General features: G+C 64.0%; 12 protein-coding genes. 11 read left to right on the forward strand and 1 reads right to left on the reverse strand.

Annotation, left to right across the window (positions count from 1 at the left end):
- Nucleotides 1-34 precede the first annotated feature (34 nt).
- The 5 genes from FKM97_RS05380 to FKM97_RS05400 are packed head-to-tail and all read left to right on the forward strand — an operon-like array spanning nucleotide 35 to nucleotide 5,005.
- Nucleotides 35-910 (forward strand): branched-chain amino acid ABC transporter permease, encoded by an 876-nt coding sequence (locus FKM97_RS05380; protein ID WP_144291369.1) that lies wholly within the window; start codon nucleotides 35-37, stop codon nucleotides 908-910.
- A 4-nt stretch (nucleotides 911-914) separates the two neighbouring features.
- Nucleotides 915-1,901: a branched-chain amino acid ABC transporter permease gene (locus tag FKM97_RS05385; RefSeq protein WP_144291370.1), complete on the forward strand. Its 987-nt coding sequence runs from the start codon at nucleotides 915-917 to the stop codon at nucleotides 1,899-1,901.
- Nucleotides 1,898-2,677: an ABC transporter ATP-binding protein gene (locus FKM97_RS05390; protein ID WP_144291371.1), complete on the forward strand. Its 780-nt coding sequence runs from the start codon at nucleotides 1,898-1,900 to the stop codon at nucleotides 2,675-2,677. Before FKM97_RS05385 ends, FKM97_RS05390 begins: the two co-directional genes overlap by 4 nt.
- Complete coding sequence (locus FKM97_RS05395) at nucleotides 2,670-3,377, forward strand: ABC transporter ATP-binding protein (RefSeq protein ID WP_342783539.1); 708 nt, start codon at nucleotides 2,670-2,672, stop codon at nucleotides 3,375-3,377. Before FKM97_RS05390 ends, FKM97_RS05395 begins: the two co-directional genes overlap by 8 nt.
- Nucleotides 3,374-5,005, forward strand: coding sequence for an alpha/beta fold hydrolase (locus FKM97_RS05400; RefSeq protein ID WP_144291372.1), 1,632 nt, complete (start codon nucleotides 3,374-3,376; stop codon nucleotides 5,003-5,005). Before FKM97_RS05395 ends, FKM97_RS05400 begins: the two co-directional genes overlap by 4 nt.
- Here the strand turns inward: FKM97_RS05400 and FKM97_RS05405 are convergent.
- Nucleotides 4,998-5,858: an SDR family oxidoreductase gene (locus tag FKM97_RS05405; RefSeq protein WP_144291373.1), complete on the reverse strand. Its 861-nt coding sequence runs from the start codon at nucleotides 5,856-5,858 to the stop codon at nucleotides 4,998-5,000. The two genes, FKM97_RS05400 and FKM97_RS05405, sit on opposite strands and share 8 nt — an antisense overlap.
- A gap of 177 nt (nucleotides 5,859-6,035) precedes the next feature.
- On the opposite strand from FKM97_RS05405, the gene FKM97_RS05410 reads away from it, so the two are divergent.
- The 6 genes from FKM97_RS05410 (at nucleotide 6,036) to urtE (ending at nucleotide 15,887) form a co-directional block, all read left to right on the forward strand.
- Nucleotides 6,036-9,935: an ATP-binding protein gene (locus FKM97_RS05410; protein ID WP_246104944.1), complete on the forward strand. Its 3,900-nt coding sequence runs from the start codon at nucleotides 6,036-6,038 to the stop codon at nucleotides 9,933-9,935.
- A 279-nt stretch (nucleotides 9,936-10,214) separates the two neighbouring features.
- The gene (gene urtA / locus FKM97_RS05415) at nucleotides 10,215-11,462 is read left to right on the forward strand and encodes an urea ABC transporter substrate-binding protein (protein ID WP_205014790.1); all 1,248 of its coding nucleotides are present in this window, start codon (nucleotides 10,215-10,217) and stop codon (nucleotides 11,460-11,462) included.
- Nucleotides 11,463-11,687: 225 nt separating this feature from the next.
- A complete protein-coding gene (urtB, locus tag FKM97_RS05420) occupies nucleotides 11,688-13,289 on the forward strand; it encodes an urea ABC transporter permease subunit UrtB (protein ID WP_144291375.1) in 1,602 nt (533 codons plus the stop codon).
- Nucleotides 13,286-14,428: an urea ABC transporter permease subunit UrtC gene (urtC, locus tag FKM97_RS05425; protein WP_144291376.1), complete on the forward strand. Its 1,143-nt coding sequence runs from the start codon at nucleotides 13,286-13,288 to the stop codon at nucleotides 14,426-14,428. Before urtB ends, urtC begins: the two co-directional genes overlap by 4 nt.
- Before the next feature lie 4 nt (nucleotides 14,429-14,432).
- Nucleotides 14,433-15,185: an urea ABC transporter ATP-binding protein UrtD gene (gene urtD, locus FKM97_RS05430; RefSeq protein WP_144291377.1), complete on the forward strand. Its 753-nt coding sequence runs from the start codon at nucleotides 14,433-14,435 to the stop codon at nucleotides 15,183-15,185.
- A 3-nt stretch (nucleotides 15,186-15,188) separates the two neighbouring features.
- Nucleotides 15,189-15,887, forward strand: a complete 699-nt coding sequence (gene urtE / locus FKM97_RS05435; protein ID WP_144291378.1) for an urea ABC transporter ATP-binding subunit UrtE — start codon at nucleotides 15,189-15,191, stop codon at nucleotides 15,885-15,887.
- The last annotated feature ends 2 nt before the right edge of the window (nucleotides 15,888-15,889 follow it).

Genomic DNA, 15,889 nt, shown 5'->3' on the forward strand with positions numbered 1-15,889 from the left:
CTACTGGGTCACACGATCTAACAAGAGCATGGCAATGGATTTCGTCGTCTTCACCCAGCAGGTCATCAATGGCCTGGTCAACGGCATGGCCTATGTGCTGATCGCGACCGGGCTCACCCTGATCTTCGGTGTGCTGCGGATCGTGAACTTCGCCCATGGCGAGTTCTACATGCTCGGCGCCTTCTTCACCTATTACGTCATGTCGATGCTCGGCCTCGACTATATCTCGGCGGCCCTGATCGCGACGGGGCTCACCGCAGCCGTCGGCATCCTGGCAAACGTCCTGTTCTTCTGGCCGCTGCGCAAGGAGCATGAGTTCACCATCCTGCTGTCGAGCCTGGGGCTCGCGCTCCTGCTCACCAATGGCGGCGAGGTCGTCTTCGGCGCCGATCCCAAATATGTGGCCAGCCCCTTCTCCGACGAAATCGTGGAATGGGGCGATTTGATCGTCACCCAGCAGCGCCTCGTGGTCTTCGCGGTGGGCGTCGTGGTGCTGATCGCGCTCTATCTCTTCATCAAGAATTCCAGCATGGGCAAGATGATGCGGGCGACTGCACAGAATGCCGAAGGCGCCGCGCTGACCGGCATCAATATCCGCCGGGTCCATGCCTGGACTTTCGCACTGGCCTGCGGACTGGCCGCGGTTGCCGGAGCGCTTGTCGGGCCCACGGCCATGATCTATCCGACCGTCGGCAGCTGGGCCGTGCTCAAGGGCTTCATCGTCGTCATCATGGGCGGGCTTGGCAGCATCCCCGGAGCGCTGGTGGGGGGCCTGGCGCTCGGCGTGATCGAGTCGCTCGGGGGAGGTTACATCTCGCTCGGATTCGCCGAGGCCATCGGCTATGCCATCATCATCATCGTGCTGCTATGGCGCCCGCAAGGGTTGTTCGGCACCGCGAAGAAGGCTTGATCCCATGGCGAACAAGATCCTTCCCTTCATCGCCCTGGCCGTGCTCGCGATCCTACCGTTGCTGACGGGCTCCACCTATCTGCATCACCTGCTGGTGCTCTGGATGCTCTATGCGCTGCTGGCGCTGAGCCTCAACATCATCGTCGGCTATCTCGGCGAGCTGACCTTCGGACATGCCGCCTTCTTTGGCATCGGCGCCTATGCCGCGGCCATCCTGGGAATGGATTACGGCCTCCCAGGCCTGCCTGCGCTGCTGTTTGCAGGCTTCATCGCGGGGGTGTTCGGCCTGGTCATCGGCTATGTCGCCCTGCGGATCGTCGGGCCTCAATTTGCCATCCTCACGCTCGGCTTCGGATCGATCATCTATACGGTGACCAATTACTGGGTCGACGTCACCCGCGGCCCCATGGGGATTTCCAACATCCCACCCCTGTCCTTCGGCCCGGAGTGGCTGACATTCTCGACGGCGCAGGAATATTACTACGTCGCCCTGGCCTGCGTGGTGATCTTCGCCTATGCCTGTTATGCGCTGGTGCATAGCCGCACGGGACGCGCCTTCATCGCCACCCGTGAGAATCCCAACCTCGCCTCCTCCCTGGGCATCGACATCTTCCATATGAAGCTGCTCGGTTTCGTGGTCGCCACCGTGGTCGCGGGCATCGGCGGCGCGCTCTATGCCCATTACGTGAAGGTCATCACCCCCGAGCTCATGGGCCTCCAATACATGTCGGCGCTGATCATCATGGTCATCGTCGGCGGCCGCGGCACGATCGCTGGGCCCATCATCGGCGCCCTCATCTATGTGGGCCTGCTCGAATTGCTGCGTCCGCTCGGTGCGATGCGGCTCGTCATCTTCGCTGCCCTGCTGATCGCCTCGGTCATCTTCCTGCCGGGGGGCATCGTCAGCCTGTGGCGCCGCTATGTTGAACAACCGGTGCTGAGAAAGTCCGCCACGCCACAGCCCGATGCCAGAAGGGAGATCGCGCCATGAGCACGGTGCCCATCCTCGAAGCGCGCGGCCTCACGCGGAAATTCGGCGGCCTCACGGCCGTCAACGAGGTCGACCTCAAGGTCAATGACAACGAGGTCGTCGGGCTGATCGGTCCCAACGGAGCCGGCAAGACGACGCTGTTCAACTGCATTGCCGGGTCCATGCCGCCGACCAGCGGCACCGTCGCGTTCCAGGGCAAGGACTGCACCGGTTTCGCAGCCCACAAGATGGCGCGGCTCGGCGTCACGCGCACCTTCCAGATCACCAGCATCTTCCCGGCCATGTCGACCTTCGACAATGTCCGGGCGGCGACCTTCCGCACCACGTCCAAGGGCTGGGTGCCGGCGCTGTTCCACACGCCGGGGTATCGCGAGCAGGAAGCCGCCGTCGTCGAGAAGGTCTATGAGATCCTCGACTTCGTGCATCTGGGGGAGCGTGCGCATTTCCCTGCAGATGCGCTGTCCTATGGCGAGCATCGGCGGCTCGAAATTGCGATTGCGCTCGCCGCCGATCCCAAGCTGCTGCTGCTGGACGAGCCGGCGGCCGGCATGAACCCCGAGGAGGGGCAAAAGCTGGTCGGCATGATCAACGACATCCGCGGGCGCGGCGTCGCGGTGCTGCTGGTGGAGCATCACATGCGGGTGGTCATGGGCGTCTGCGACCGCGTCGTGGTCATCGATCACGGGGTCAAGATCGCCGAAGGCGCCCCGCGCGAGGTCGCCGACAATCCCGACGTGATCCGCGTCTATCTGGGACGGGAGCAGGTCAGTGCTTGAAGTCAACGACATCACCGTCCGCTATGGTCGCCGCGAGGTCATCCATGGCATGTCGCTCAAGGTCGCCGAGAAGGAGGTCGTCACCCTCGTCGGCTCCAACGGCGCGGGCAAGACCACGGCGCTGAAGACCATCTCCGGCCTGCTGCGGCCGACGGCGGGGAGCATCTCCTTCGACGGCAAGCGCATCGACACGATGCAGCCCCATGAGATCATCGCCCATGGCGTGGTGCAGGTGCCGGAAGGGCGCCTGCTGTTCTCGGACATGACCGTCTACGAACATATCGAGCTCGGCGCCACGCGGGCGAAGGATAAGACACGCTCCTTCGCCGACCGGGTCGAGTGGATCTACTCCATGTTCCCGATCCTCAAAGAGCGAGGCGACCAGAAGGCCGGAACACTCAGCGGCGGCCAGCAGCAGATGCTCGCCATCGCTCGTGGCCTCATGGCCGAGCCGCGCTGCCTGATGCTGGATGAACCCTCGCTGGGCCTCGCGCCGATCATGGTGGACCAGCTGGCCGATGCCATCCGCAGCCTGCACACGGCAGGGCTGACGATCCTGCTGGTCGAGCAGCGCATCGATCTCGCCCTCAGGCTCGCCAATCGCGGCTATGTGCTGGAGACCGGAAATATCGTGCTCGAAGATACAGCCGACAACCTCCTCAACGATCCGCGGGTGAAGGCCGCTTATCTCGGCACATGAGCGGGATCTTCGGAGCGGTGGCGGTGAAGCCCGCCTATGTGGCAACGTCGCATGGCCAATTGCGCTACTGGCGGGCCGGTGCGGGCCTGCCGCTCGTCGTCCTGCCGGGGATGATCCTCGGGGCAGCGCCACGAGCGCGGCAGTGCGCTGCTGAATTCTCCGATCACAGCGTCATCACCTTCGAGCTTCCGGGGATCGGCGCTTCCGCGAGCGGCGACGATGGGTTGGACGGTGCAGCCAGGATCCTGGCTGAGGCTTGGGCGGTGCTCGAGCTCGGCGATGCGCCCCTGCTGGCCTATGATCTCGCAGCCCCGCTGGCGGCTGCCCTTTACGAGGCGCTTTCACCTAAGCCGTCCGCTTTGTTCGCCGCCGACCTCGAACTCGCACAGGCCTGGGCCAAGAAGCGCGCGCGCCCGCCGGCTCTCGCCCCACGGCCGGACGGGGCGCATCTCACCGCGTTATGGGCCTTCATCCGCAATCGGCATCTGCTCGATCCGCAGCATCCCTCGCTGCCGGCGGCGATCGGGGCCCCCTTGCCAAGCGACGAGGATCTTGACGAGACGGTCGTCAACGCCGCGACGCGACCTGAGCATTTCGAGAGATTGTGGAATGCCTGTCTCGATGGCATTGCCGGGCTCGATGATGGTAGAGCCGCGACGCTGCTCGAAGACATTCCCATGCCGGCGATGATCGACAAGCGGCTGGCCGAGCTCGCGGTCAAGGCGAGAGCGCCCACGGGCGTGAGACAGAAGGCGCAGCCCGACGATACCCGTTCCGTCTGGTGCGATTATGTGGAAACGCCTCCCGGTCACATCCATGTACGCCGCGCCGGCGGCGGTTCCCGCCCGCTGATGATGTTCCAGTCGGCGCCCGGATCGACGGCGCCGCTGACCCCGATCATCGAGGGCCTCGGCACCATCCGGGATGTCTATGCGCCGGATTTTCTCGGCAATGGCCGATCGGACAAGCCGCATTATGAGAAGACCGACATCGCCGCCCTGGCCGGCGACGCTCTCGATCTCGCGGACAGCCTCGGCCTGGAGACCTTGGATCTCTGGGGCACGCATACTGGGGCCTGTGTCGCCTTGGAGCTTGCATTGCTCGCGCCCGAGCGTGTCGGGCGGATGATCTTGGAGGCACCGCCGCTGCTGCCCCCGACCTTCACCGCGGACATTCTCGAGAATTATTTGCCTCCGCTTGCGCCCGATCGCTGGGGATTGCATCTGCAGCAGGCCTGGAACATGCGGCGCGACATGTTCCTATTCTGGCCATGGTACCGGCAGGCGCGCTCGGCGGTCCGCACGCTCGGGGTTCCGGAGACGGATTTCCTGCATGACTGGGTCATCGGACTTCTGTCCAGCGGTTTGACCTATGACCGGAGCTATCGGGCCGCCTTCGAATATGACACGCAGGCACGGCTGCCGCTGCTGACGCGTCCGGCCATGATTTGTGCCGGACCCGCCGACATGCTCGTCGAGGGGCTGCGGGTTGCCGAACAGATCTCGCCGGCAGGGACGCTCGTCACCCCGACGCCCGCCACCATCTGGTATCCGGGCCAGACGGCGGCGGCCGTGGAGCAGACCCTGCAGGCCTACCGGGATTTCCTGGAGGACGGGCCGATCAGATGATCGGCTTGCCGCCGGTCACAGCGATGGTCGCGCCCGAGATGTAGCTTGCTTCGTCGCTGGCCAACATGACATAGGCCGGCGCCAACTCGACCGGCTGACCCGGGCGCTTCATGGGCACCTGCTCGCCGAAATTCTTCACCTTCTCCTCCGGCATGGTGGACGGGATCAAGGGCGTCCAGATCGGGCCGGGGGCCACGGTATTGGCGCGGATGTTCTTCTCGGCCAGGAGCTGGGCCAGCCCCGCCGTGAAGTTCTGGATCGCACCCTTGGTGGTGGCATAAGCGAGGAGATTGGGGCTCGGCGAATCCGCGTTGATCGAGGCGGTGTTGATGATGGAAGCGCCGGATTTCATATGCGGCATCGCGGCCTTTGTAATGTAGAACATGGCGGAGATGTTCGTCGCAAAGGTGATGTCCCATTCCTCGTCGGGGATCTCCTCAATCGATTCGAAGCTCATCTGGTGGGCCGCATTGTTCACGATGATGTCGATGCGCCCGAACGCCTTGGCGGCCTCCTCCACGATCTTCCGGCACTGTGCGGGTTTCGAGATGTCGCCGGGAAGCAGAATGCATTTGCGGCCCGCTTCCTCCACCCAGCGCTTCGTCTCCTGGGCGTCCTCATCCTCGTTCAAATAGGAGATGAGAATATCGGCGCCTTCCCGGGCAAAGGCGATCGCCACGGCGCGGCCGATGCCAGAGTCACCGCCGGTAATGATCGCCTTCTTGTCCTTGAGGCGCCCGGATCCCTTGTAGCTCTCCTCGCCATGGTCGGGACGGGGGTTCATCTGGTCGGTGAAGCCCGGGACCTGCTGCATCGGCGTGTCGAACGGGGGCTTCGGAAAATGCTTGGTCATTCCACTGTCTCCTGGGGGCTGAACTTATCGTGCAACGCAGAAGTCTCAGCGTTGTTGCGTTTCTTCAGGGAGACGCCAAAATGGCGGTGAACGAAATGGGCCTGCTGACTGTTTACTGGCGGCGGCAGCCTCTATCGTCGCGCCCGGGGGCCTGGGCTGTTTCCCACGGAGGGGGGATTGACGGATACGAGCGTGTGGGTGGCCCCGGAGGCTGAGCCGGACGGCGCGAAGTTTCTTTCGGGCGGCGGAGAAATGGGCGCTCTCATGCGTGCCCATGACTGGTCGAAAAGTCCTCTTGGCCTTCCCCGATCCTGGCCGCAAAGTCTCAAGACAGCTCTACGGATCATGCTGACCTCGCGGCAGCCGATCTGGGTCGGCTGGGGCCGAGAGCTGCACTTTTTCTACAATGATGCCTACAAGTCGATCATCGGCGGCAAGCATCCACGCGCATTGGCCGAGCCGACCGCCGTCGTATGGAGCGAAATCTGGACCGATATCGGGCCGATGCTCGATACCGCCATGAGCGGCATGGAGGGGACCTATGTCGAGGAACAGCTCCTCATCATGGAGCGCAACGGCTATCCGGAGGAGACCTATTACACCTTCTCCTATAGTCCCATTCCGGACGACGACGGAAATCCGGGCGGCATCATCTGTGCGAATACGGACGACACGCAGCGCGTCATCGGTGAACGACAACTGACCCTGCTGCGGGAACTCGCGACGCGCACCGCGAATGCGCGGACACGGGATGACGCCTGCGAGCAAGCCGCCTTGGCCCTGGCAACCAATCCTCAGGATCTTCCCTTCGCCCTGCTCTATATGAGCGAGGCGGAGGATGATTGCCTGTCGCTGGTCGCGACACAGGGGATCGACCGGTCGCATCCTGGCGCGCCGGCCACGATCCGAGGGGAGGGCATGTCAGTCTGGCCCTGCGCCGAGGTCATGACCAGCCACAAGCCGCGCCTGATCTCAGAGCTTGGTGATCAGGAGCTCGGCGTCCAGCTGCCTCTGGGCGCCTGGAGCCAGCCGCCTCACTCGGCAGCCATCCTCCCGGTCGTCACCTCCGGCGAGGTGGGCCGCCCCGGCATCCTCGTGGTTGGTCTCAATCCCTACCGGGTGCTGGATGAAGGCTATCAGGGATTCCTCGAACTCGTCGCGGGGCAGATCGGGTCGGCGATCGGCAATGCCCAAGCTTACGAGGAGGAACGACGCCGCGCCGAGGCGCTGGCTGAGATCGATCGGGCCAAGACCACGTTCTTCTCCAATGTCAGCCATGAGTTCCGTACTCCGCTCACCCTGATGCTGGGGCCGCTGGAGGAACTGATGGCGCGGCATCAGGGCGACACGGAGTCGGCAGACAGAACCCTCATCGAAGTCACCCATCGCAACAGTCTTCGGCTTCTCAAGCTCGTCAACATCCTCCTCGATTTCTCGCGCATCGAGGCGGGACGCGTCCGGACCCATTTCGCTGCGACCGATCTTGCGAGCTATACCGCCGACATTGCCTCCACCTTCCGTTCGGCGATGGAGAAGGCGGGGCTGAAGCTGGTCGTCACCTGCCCAGCACTGCCCAACACTGTCTTCGTGGACCGGGACATGTGGGAGAAAATCGTCCTCAACCTCCTGTCCAACGCCTTCAAGTTCACCTTCACCGGCGAGGTCACAGTCACCATGGCTGCCGCAAAAGACGGGTTGGGGGCCGAGCTCGTGATTGCCGATACCGGGATCGGCATCTCCGAGGCGGAGCTGCCGAGATTGTTCGAGCGCTTCCACCGCATCGAGGGATCGCGCGGCCGAACCATCGAGGGGAGCGGTATCGGGCTGGCCCTGGTCCAGGAACTGGTCCGGTTGCATGGGGGCTCGATCAGGGTCGAGAGCGAAGTGGGGCGAGGCACGCGCTTTCATGTCGTCGTGCCCTTCGGCAGGCAGCACCTCACCACCGGCACTGACACTGGGGAGACTGAAGCGGCCGCCAGCAGCCTCCGCGCGGATGCCTATGTCCAGGAAGCCCTCCGCTGGCTGCCCGGATCAGCGGCGGAGGCGGGCGAGGAGAGTTCGCCGATCGCGTCCGCTGCAGAGGATGTTGGCGTCCCTTCGGGAGGGGCGGAGAAGGGCAAGCGCATCCTCGTGGCCGACGACAATGCAGATCTGCGGGACTATATCGGACGTCTCTTGCGTGGCGAAGGTTACACTGTCGAGATGGCGGTGGATGGTGAGGCCGCGTTGTCGGCAGCACGGAGCCGGGCGCCCGATCTGGTCTTGTCGGACGTCATGATGCCGAAGCTCGACGGCTTCGGCCTGCTGGCCGCCCTCCGCGAGGACGAGACTCTCCGGCATACACCGGTCCTCCTGCTTTCGGCGCGCGCCGGAGAGGAGGCGCGGGTCGGCGGCCTCGAGGCGGGGGCCGACGACTATCTCACCAAGCCCTTTGCGGCTCGGGAGTTATTGGCGCGCGTCGCCAGCAATCTCCAGTTCGCGCAGATCCGCAAGGAGTCCGAGGAAAGGCTGCGGGAGGATGCGCGAACCCTGGAGCATCGCGTCCACCTGGCGCTGGCAGAGCGGGACAGGTTGTGGGAGCTGAGCGAGGATCTGCTCGTCATCGCCGATTCCCGTGGCCGGCTGGTCAGGGTGAGCCCTTCATGGACACGGGTCCTCGGCCATGCGCCGGAAGAGCTGCTCGGCCAAGACTATATCGGCTTCCTGCATCCCGATGAATGCGAGACCGTCTCGCGAGACCTTGCTGCGCTGCCGGGCAGCGGGCGCTCGAAGCGGTTCGAGAATCGGGTGAAGACTGCCGATGGCAGCTGGCGCTGGATCTCCTGGACCGTTTCGGCGGACGAGGCCACGGACATGCTGCACGGCGTGGGGCGAGACGTCACCGCCGACAAGGAGGCGGCCGTCGCCATCGAACAGGCGGCGGAAGCCCTGCGGCTGGCGCAGAAGATGGAAGCCATCGGCAGGCTTACCGGCGGGGTTGCTCACGACTTCAACAATCTGCTGCAGGTCGTCGGCGGCAATCTGCAACTGCTCTCCAAGGACGTTGCCGGCAGCGAGCGTGCGGAGCAGAGGGTCAAGAACGCCTTGGCGGGAGTCACGCGCGGGGCGAAGCTCGCTTCGCAATTGCTCGCCTTCGGCCGACGCCAACCGCTGGCGCCGAAGGTCGTCAATCTCGGACGGTTCGTCCGCGGCCTCGACGACATGCTGCGACGGGCGCTAGGGGATGGAATAGAAATCGAGACGGTCATCGGCGGCGGCTTGTGGAACGTCTTCACCGATTCCTATCAGGTGGAGAACGCGTTGCTGAACCTCGCGATCAATGCGCGCGATGCAATGGACGGGCATGGCCGGCTCACAATCGAGGCGGGAAACGCATCGCTGGACGATGCCTATGCTGCCCGGCATGTGGATGTGGTGCCGGGGCAATATGTCATGCTGGCCGTCACCGACACCGGCTGCGGGATTGCACCGGAGATCCTCGAGCAGGTCTTCGAACCCTTCTACACGACGAAGCCCGAAGGGCAGGGGACCGGGCTCGGGCTGAGCATGGTCTATGGGTTCGTGAAGCAGTCGAACGGTCACATCAAGATCTACAGCGAACCCGGCCAGGGAACGACCGTGCGTCTTTATCTGCCGAGGGTGCGGCAGAGCGAAGATCTGGCCAGCGACGTCGAGGTCGGACCGGTGGTGGGGGGAAGCGAAACGATCCTCGTGGTCGAGGATGACGAGGATGTGCGCTCCACCGTTGTGGAAATGCTCTCGGAGCTTGGGTATCGCGTCCTGAAGGCGAGGGACGCGCACAGCGGGTTGGCGATCATCGAGAGCGGCGTGTCCCTCGACGTCCTTTTCACCGACGTGGTCATGCCGGGTCCGTTGCGCAGTCCGGAATTGGCCCGCAAGGCAAGGGAGCGTCTGCCCGACATCGCCGTTCTGTTCACCTCAGGCTATACGGACAACGCCATCGTCCATAATGGTCGATTGGACGAGGACACCGAACTTCTGAGCAAGCCCTATACGCGCGAGGCGCTGGCCCGGAAGATCCGCCATGTGTTGCGGAACCGGGTCACCGCAGCCTGATGGAGGCAGACGGGCGGGCCGCCCGCGCGCTTCGGTGTCCGATGATATTTTAATCAGTTGCGCATGGCTTGAGCAGTGGCATCCGCCAAGGTGAACGCTGCGCGATCATGGTTAATTTCTCTTTACCTTTTGATTCCAGGGGCTTCCTTCTTCCGAAAGCTTCCCCCTCGTCTTGGCATTGCTTTTGCGATGCACAAGACCGGGAAAACTGGGAGGCATTTCATGAAGAAAGCCTGGGGATTGCTCAAGACCGTCGTCACGGTGGTTGCGTTGGGGGTCATGGCGCTCGCGCCGAGGACTGCATCGGCCGCAGACGACACGATCAAGGTTGGCGTGCTGCACTCTCTGTCGGGGACCATGGCGATTTCAGAGACGACGCTCAAGGACGTCATGCTGATGCTCGTCGAGGAGCAGAACAAGAAGGGCGGACTTCTGGGCAAGAAGCTCGAGGCCGTCGTGGTGGATCCGGCGTCGGATTGGCCGCTGTTTGCCGAAAAGGCGAGGCAGCTGCTGTCGCAGGACAAGGTCGCGGCCGTGTTCGGCTGCTGGACCTCGGTCAGCCGCAAGTCCGTGCTGCCCGTGTTCGAGGAGCTCAACGGCCTCCTCTTCTACCCCGTACAGTATGAAGGCGAGGAGTCCTCGCGCAACATCTTCTATACCGGTGCGGCTCCCAATCAGCAGGCGATCCCCGCGGTCGACTATCTGATGGATCAGGAGGGCGTCGAGCGCTGGGTCCTGGCGGGCACCGACTATGTCTATCCGCGCACGACCAACAAGATCCTCGAGGCCTATCTCAAGGCCAAGGGCGTGGCCGCGGAAGACATCATGATCAACTATACGCCGTTCGGCCAGTCCGACTGGCAGTCGATCGTGTCCGAGATCAAGAGCTTCGGCTCGGCCGGCAAGAAGACCGCCGTCGTCTCGACCATCAATGGCGATGCCAATGTTCCCTTCTACAAGGAGCTGGGCAATCAAGGCGTCAAGGCCGAGGACATCCCGGTCGTGGCCTTTTCGGTGGGCGAAGAAGAACTCGCCGGCGTCGACACCAAGCCGCTGGTCGGCCATCTCGCCGCCTGGAACTACTTCATGAGCGTCGACTCGCCCGAGAACGAAGAGTTCATCAAGGCCTGGCACGGCTTCATCAAGGACGACAAGCGGGTCACCAACGACCCGATGGAAGCTGCCTATATCGGCTTCAACATGTGGGTGAAAGCAGTCGAGAAGGCCGGGACGACCGATCCCGACGCCGTCATCGATGCGCTGATCGGCGTGTCCGTGCCCAATCTCTCGGGCGGGATGTCGGCGATGATGCCGAACCACCACATCACCAAGCCGGTGCTGATCGGCGAGATCCAGGATGACGGCCAGTTCGAGACCGTGCTGCAGACGCCCGGGCTCATCGTCGGCGACGAGTGGTCCGACTTCCTGCCCGGTTCGAAAGACCTGATCTCCGATTGGCGCAAACCCATGGCCTGCGGCAACTACAATGTCGCTACAGGCAAGTGTCTGGGAAAAAGCGGCTCCTGACGACTTCCGGAGGGGAACGGAAACCGGCCGGATCAGGGTCAGCGTCATGTGGTCCGGCCGGACCATCCCGCAAGGCTGTGCAGGCTAACGGTCCATCATCCACGTCATCCCCGGGAGTAACCCGGGGATCGAGAACGACACGGCGCAGGCTTTCCCCCGGGACCCTGGACCCGCGGGGTCAAAGTCCGGGGATGATGGGTAAAAACTGCGGAGAGCACCGGACTCATGCACTTGTTCCGCATACTTCTTCTCTTCGCCGCCCTCCTCGCGCCCGGCCTCGCCTCCGCACAGGACATCAAGGCCCAGGTGGACGCGCTGGGGGGCGCAGATTTCGCCGCAACGGCGGCAGCCGTGGCCAGCCTCGGTGCCAGCGGCAATCCGGCCGTGGCTCCCGTCCTCGAGGCCTTGTCCGAGGGCGATCTCTATCGTCGCAAAAGCGATGGAGCCGTCTTCAAGGCCACCCGCAGCGGCAGCGGATTCGATCTCTTCGAGCCGGTGACCGGCGCGGCTGCCGGCCAGGCGGGCCGCAACGAGATCGAGAAGATTCGCGTGAACAATTCGCTGCGCCGGGAGATCCGCTCGGCGCTGGCCGGGCTGACATTGATGAGCCCCGACCCCGGCGTCCGCTTGTCGGCCGCCAACACCCTCTTCATCACCCCCGACCCGGACGGGCTCGCAGCCCTCGACAAGGCGCTGGCGGCGGAGAAGGATCCACAGATCCGCACCGTGATGGAAGAGGCCCGTGCGGCAGTGATCCTCAAATCCGCGGAGACATCCGTGGATGACAAGGTTGCAGCCGTCGCCACGATCGCCGCCCGAAACAACCGCGAGGCCTTGACGATGCTCTCCAGCATCTCGGCCGGCGAGGGCCCAGTCCCGACCGCGGCCCAGGCGGCCATGGCCGATATCGAGCAGAATCTGATGATCTGGGATGCGGTCCAGAACATCTGGTACGGCATCTCGCTGGGCTCGGTGCTCCTGCTCGCGGCCATCGGGCTTGCTATCACTTTCGGGGTCATGGGCGTCATCAACATGGCGCATGGCGAAATGGTCATGATCGGCGCCTACACGACCTTCGTCGTGCAGACCGTCATCGCCCAGACCATGCCCGGGCTGCTCGGGGGTTCGGTGCTGATCGCGATCCCCGTGGCCTTCATCGTCGCGGGAGCCATCGGCATCGCCATCGAACGGTCGATCATCCGCTTCCTCTACGGGCGGCCCTTGGAAACCCTGCTCGCCACCTGGGGGCTTTCGCTGATCCTGCAGCAGGCCATCCGCACCCTTTTCGGCCCCAGCAATCGACAGGTGGGCTCGCCCTCCTGGATGTCGGGGGCCTTCGAGCTCGGGGGCCTGTCCATCACCTGGAACCGGCTCTACATCGTCATCTTCGCCCTCATCGTCTTCGCCGTGCTGAACCTGGTGCTGCGCTACACCGCCTTCGGCCTGAAGATCCGCGCCGTCACCCAGAACCGCCGCATGGCCGGGGGCATGGGCATCCGCACTCCCTGGGTGGACGCCATGACCTTCGGGCTGGGCTCCGGCATCGCCGGCATGGCCGGGGTCGCCCTGAGCCAGATCAGCAATGTGAGCCCCAATCTCGGCCAGGGCTACATCATCGACAGCTTCATGGTGGTGGTGTTCGGCGGCGTCGGCAATCTGTGGGGGACCTTGGTGGGCGCCTTCACCTTGGGGATCGTCAACAAGTTCCTCGAGCCCTATGCCGGTGCGGTGCTCGGCAAGATCATCGTCCTCGTCGCCATCATCCTGTTCATCCAGCGGCGGCCGCGTGGCCTGTTCGCCCTCAAGGGCAGGGCGATCGAAACATGATCACCCGCAGCCTCGACCGCTTCTCGTGGATCGTCGTCGCCATCCTGCTCGGGATCGCCGTCCTCGTCCCCATCCTCAACCTGATGGTGGAGCCCGGCAGCACGCTGCACGTGCCGACCTATGTGGTGTCGCTGTTCGGCAAATATCTCACCTATGCGCTGCTCGCGCTCGCCCTCGACCTCGTGTGGGGGTATTGCGGCATCCTCTCCCTTGGCCATGCCGCCTTCTTTGCCCTGGGCGGCTATGCCATGGGCATGTATCTGATGCGGCAGATCGGTCCTCGCGGCGTCTATGGAAACCCCGTGCTGCCGGATTTCATGGTGTTCCTGAACTGGAAGGAACTCCCCTGGTACTGGCTGGGCTTCGATCATTTCTGGTTTGCGGCCCTCATGGTCCTGATCGTGCCGGGCCTTCTGGCCTTCGCCTTCGGCTGGCTCGCCTTCCGCAGCCGCGTCACCGGCGTCTATCTGTCGATCATCACCCAGGCCATGACCTATGCCCTGCTGCTGGCCTTCTTCCGCAACGACATGGGCTTCGGTGGCAATAACGGTCTCACCGACTTCAAGGACATCCTCGGCTTCAACATCCAGGCCGACGGCACCCGTGCCGCGTTGTTCGCTGCCTCCGCCGTCGCACTGACGATCGGCTTCGTCCTCTGCCGAGGCATCATCACCTCCAAATTCGGCAAGGTGCTGGTGGGGGTGCGCGACGCCGAGAGCCGCACGCGCTTCCTCGGCTACCGGGTCGAGCACTACAAGCTCTTCGTCTGGACGGTCTCCGCCATGCTGGCGGGCGTGGCCGGCGCCCTCTATGTGCCGCAGGTGGGCATCATCAATCCGAGCGAATTCTCGCCGGCCAATTCCATCGAGGCGGTGATCTGGGTCGCGGTCGGCGGTCGCGGCACCCTGGTGGGGCCGATCGTCGGCGCGGTGGTGGTGAACTTCGCCAAAAGTTATTTTACCAGCGCATTGCCCGAATTGTGGCTCTTCGCGCTGGGTGCCCTGTTCATCGCCGTGACGCTGTTCCTGCCGAAGGGCATCGTGGGGACCATTGCCGCAGCCTGGCAGGGTCGCAGGGTGAAGCGGAAGGCCGACACGCTGCCCGACGCCTCGCTCTCGAAACCCCAGCCGGCGGAGTGAGGCCATGACCGAGGCGCTCAGCAATTCGCTGCTCTATCTCGACGGCGTCACCGTCTCCTTCGACGGTTTCCGCGCCCTCAACGCCTTGTCACTGATCGTCAATCCCGGCGAAATGCGCGCCATCATCGGCCCCAACGGCGCCGGCAAGACGACAATGATGGACGTGATCACCGGCAAGACCCGGCCCGATGACGGCACCATCCTGTTCGCCGGCAAAACCGACCTCACCGCCATGGACGAGGCGTCCATCGCCGAGCTCGGGATCGGCCGCAAGTTCCAGCGGCCCACGGTCTTCGAGAGCCATACGGTCTGGGACAATATCGCGCTTGCCCTGAAAGCTCCGCGCGGCGTCTTCGCAACCCTGAAGCACAAGCTCGCCGGGGGCGAAAAGACCCGCATCGAGGAGCTGCTCTCCCTGATCCGCCTGACCGATCGCCGCAACGAACTGTCCGCCTATCTCAGCCATGGCCAGAAGCAATGGCTCGAAATCGGGATGCTGCTCGCCCAGCAACCCCAACTCCTCCTCGTCGATGAGCCTGCCGCAGGAATGACGGATGCCGAAACCGAGCAGACGGCGATCCTGCTGAAGGACATCGCGAGGACCCAATCGGTCGTCGTCGTCGAACACGACATGGTCTTCGTCCGCGACCTCGGCTGCAAGGTGACCGTCCTGCATGAGGGGTCAGTGCTGGCCGAGGGAAGCCTGGACCAGGTCTCCGCCAATCCGCGCGTCGTCGAAGTCTATCTGGGGCGCTGAAGCATGCTGACCGTCGAGAACCTGGACCTCTATTACGGTGCCGCCCAGGCCTTGCGAAAGATCTCGATCTCCGCCGAGATCGGCCAGGTCACCTGTCTCATGGGCCGCAACGGGGTCGGCAAGACCTCGCTGCTCAAGGCGATCACCGGACACCATGGCGTCACCGACGGCTCCGTGCGCTGGGACGGAGAGGTCATCAACGGTCTCAAGCCCTATGACCGGGCACGGCGGGGCATCGCCTATGTCCCCCAGGGACGCGAGATCTTTCCGCTGCTGACGGTCTTCGAGAATCTGGAGACGGGCTTTGCGGCCGTGCCGAAGGGCATCAAGAAGGCCGTGCCCGACGAAGTCTTCGACCTGTTCCCGGTGCTGAAGTCCATGAAGGGCCGGCGCGGCGGCGACCTCTCCGGGGGGCAGCAGCAGCAGCTCGCCATCGGCCGAGCTCTCGTCACGCGGCCCCGATTGCTGCTGCTCGACGAGCCGACCGAAGGCATCCAGCCCTCGATCATCAAAGATATCGGCCGGGCCATCACTTACCTGCGCAACAAAGGCGACATGGCGATCCTCCTGGTCGAGCAATATTTCGACTTCGCCCGCGAATTGGCGGATCATTTCGCGGTCATGGACAGGGGCGAGATCGTGCTCTCCGGCCGCGCCGAAGACATGGTCGAGGACGATGTCCGCCGGCGGTTGTCTGTTTAAGC

The organism is Rhodoligotrophos appendicifer (assembly GCF_007474605.1).
Classification (GTDB): domain Bacteria; phylum Pseudomonadota; class Alphaproteobacteria; order Rhizobiales; family Im1; genus Rhodoligotrophos; species Rhodoligotrophos appendicifer.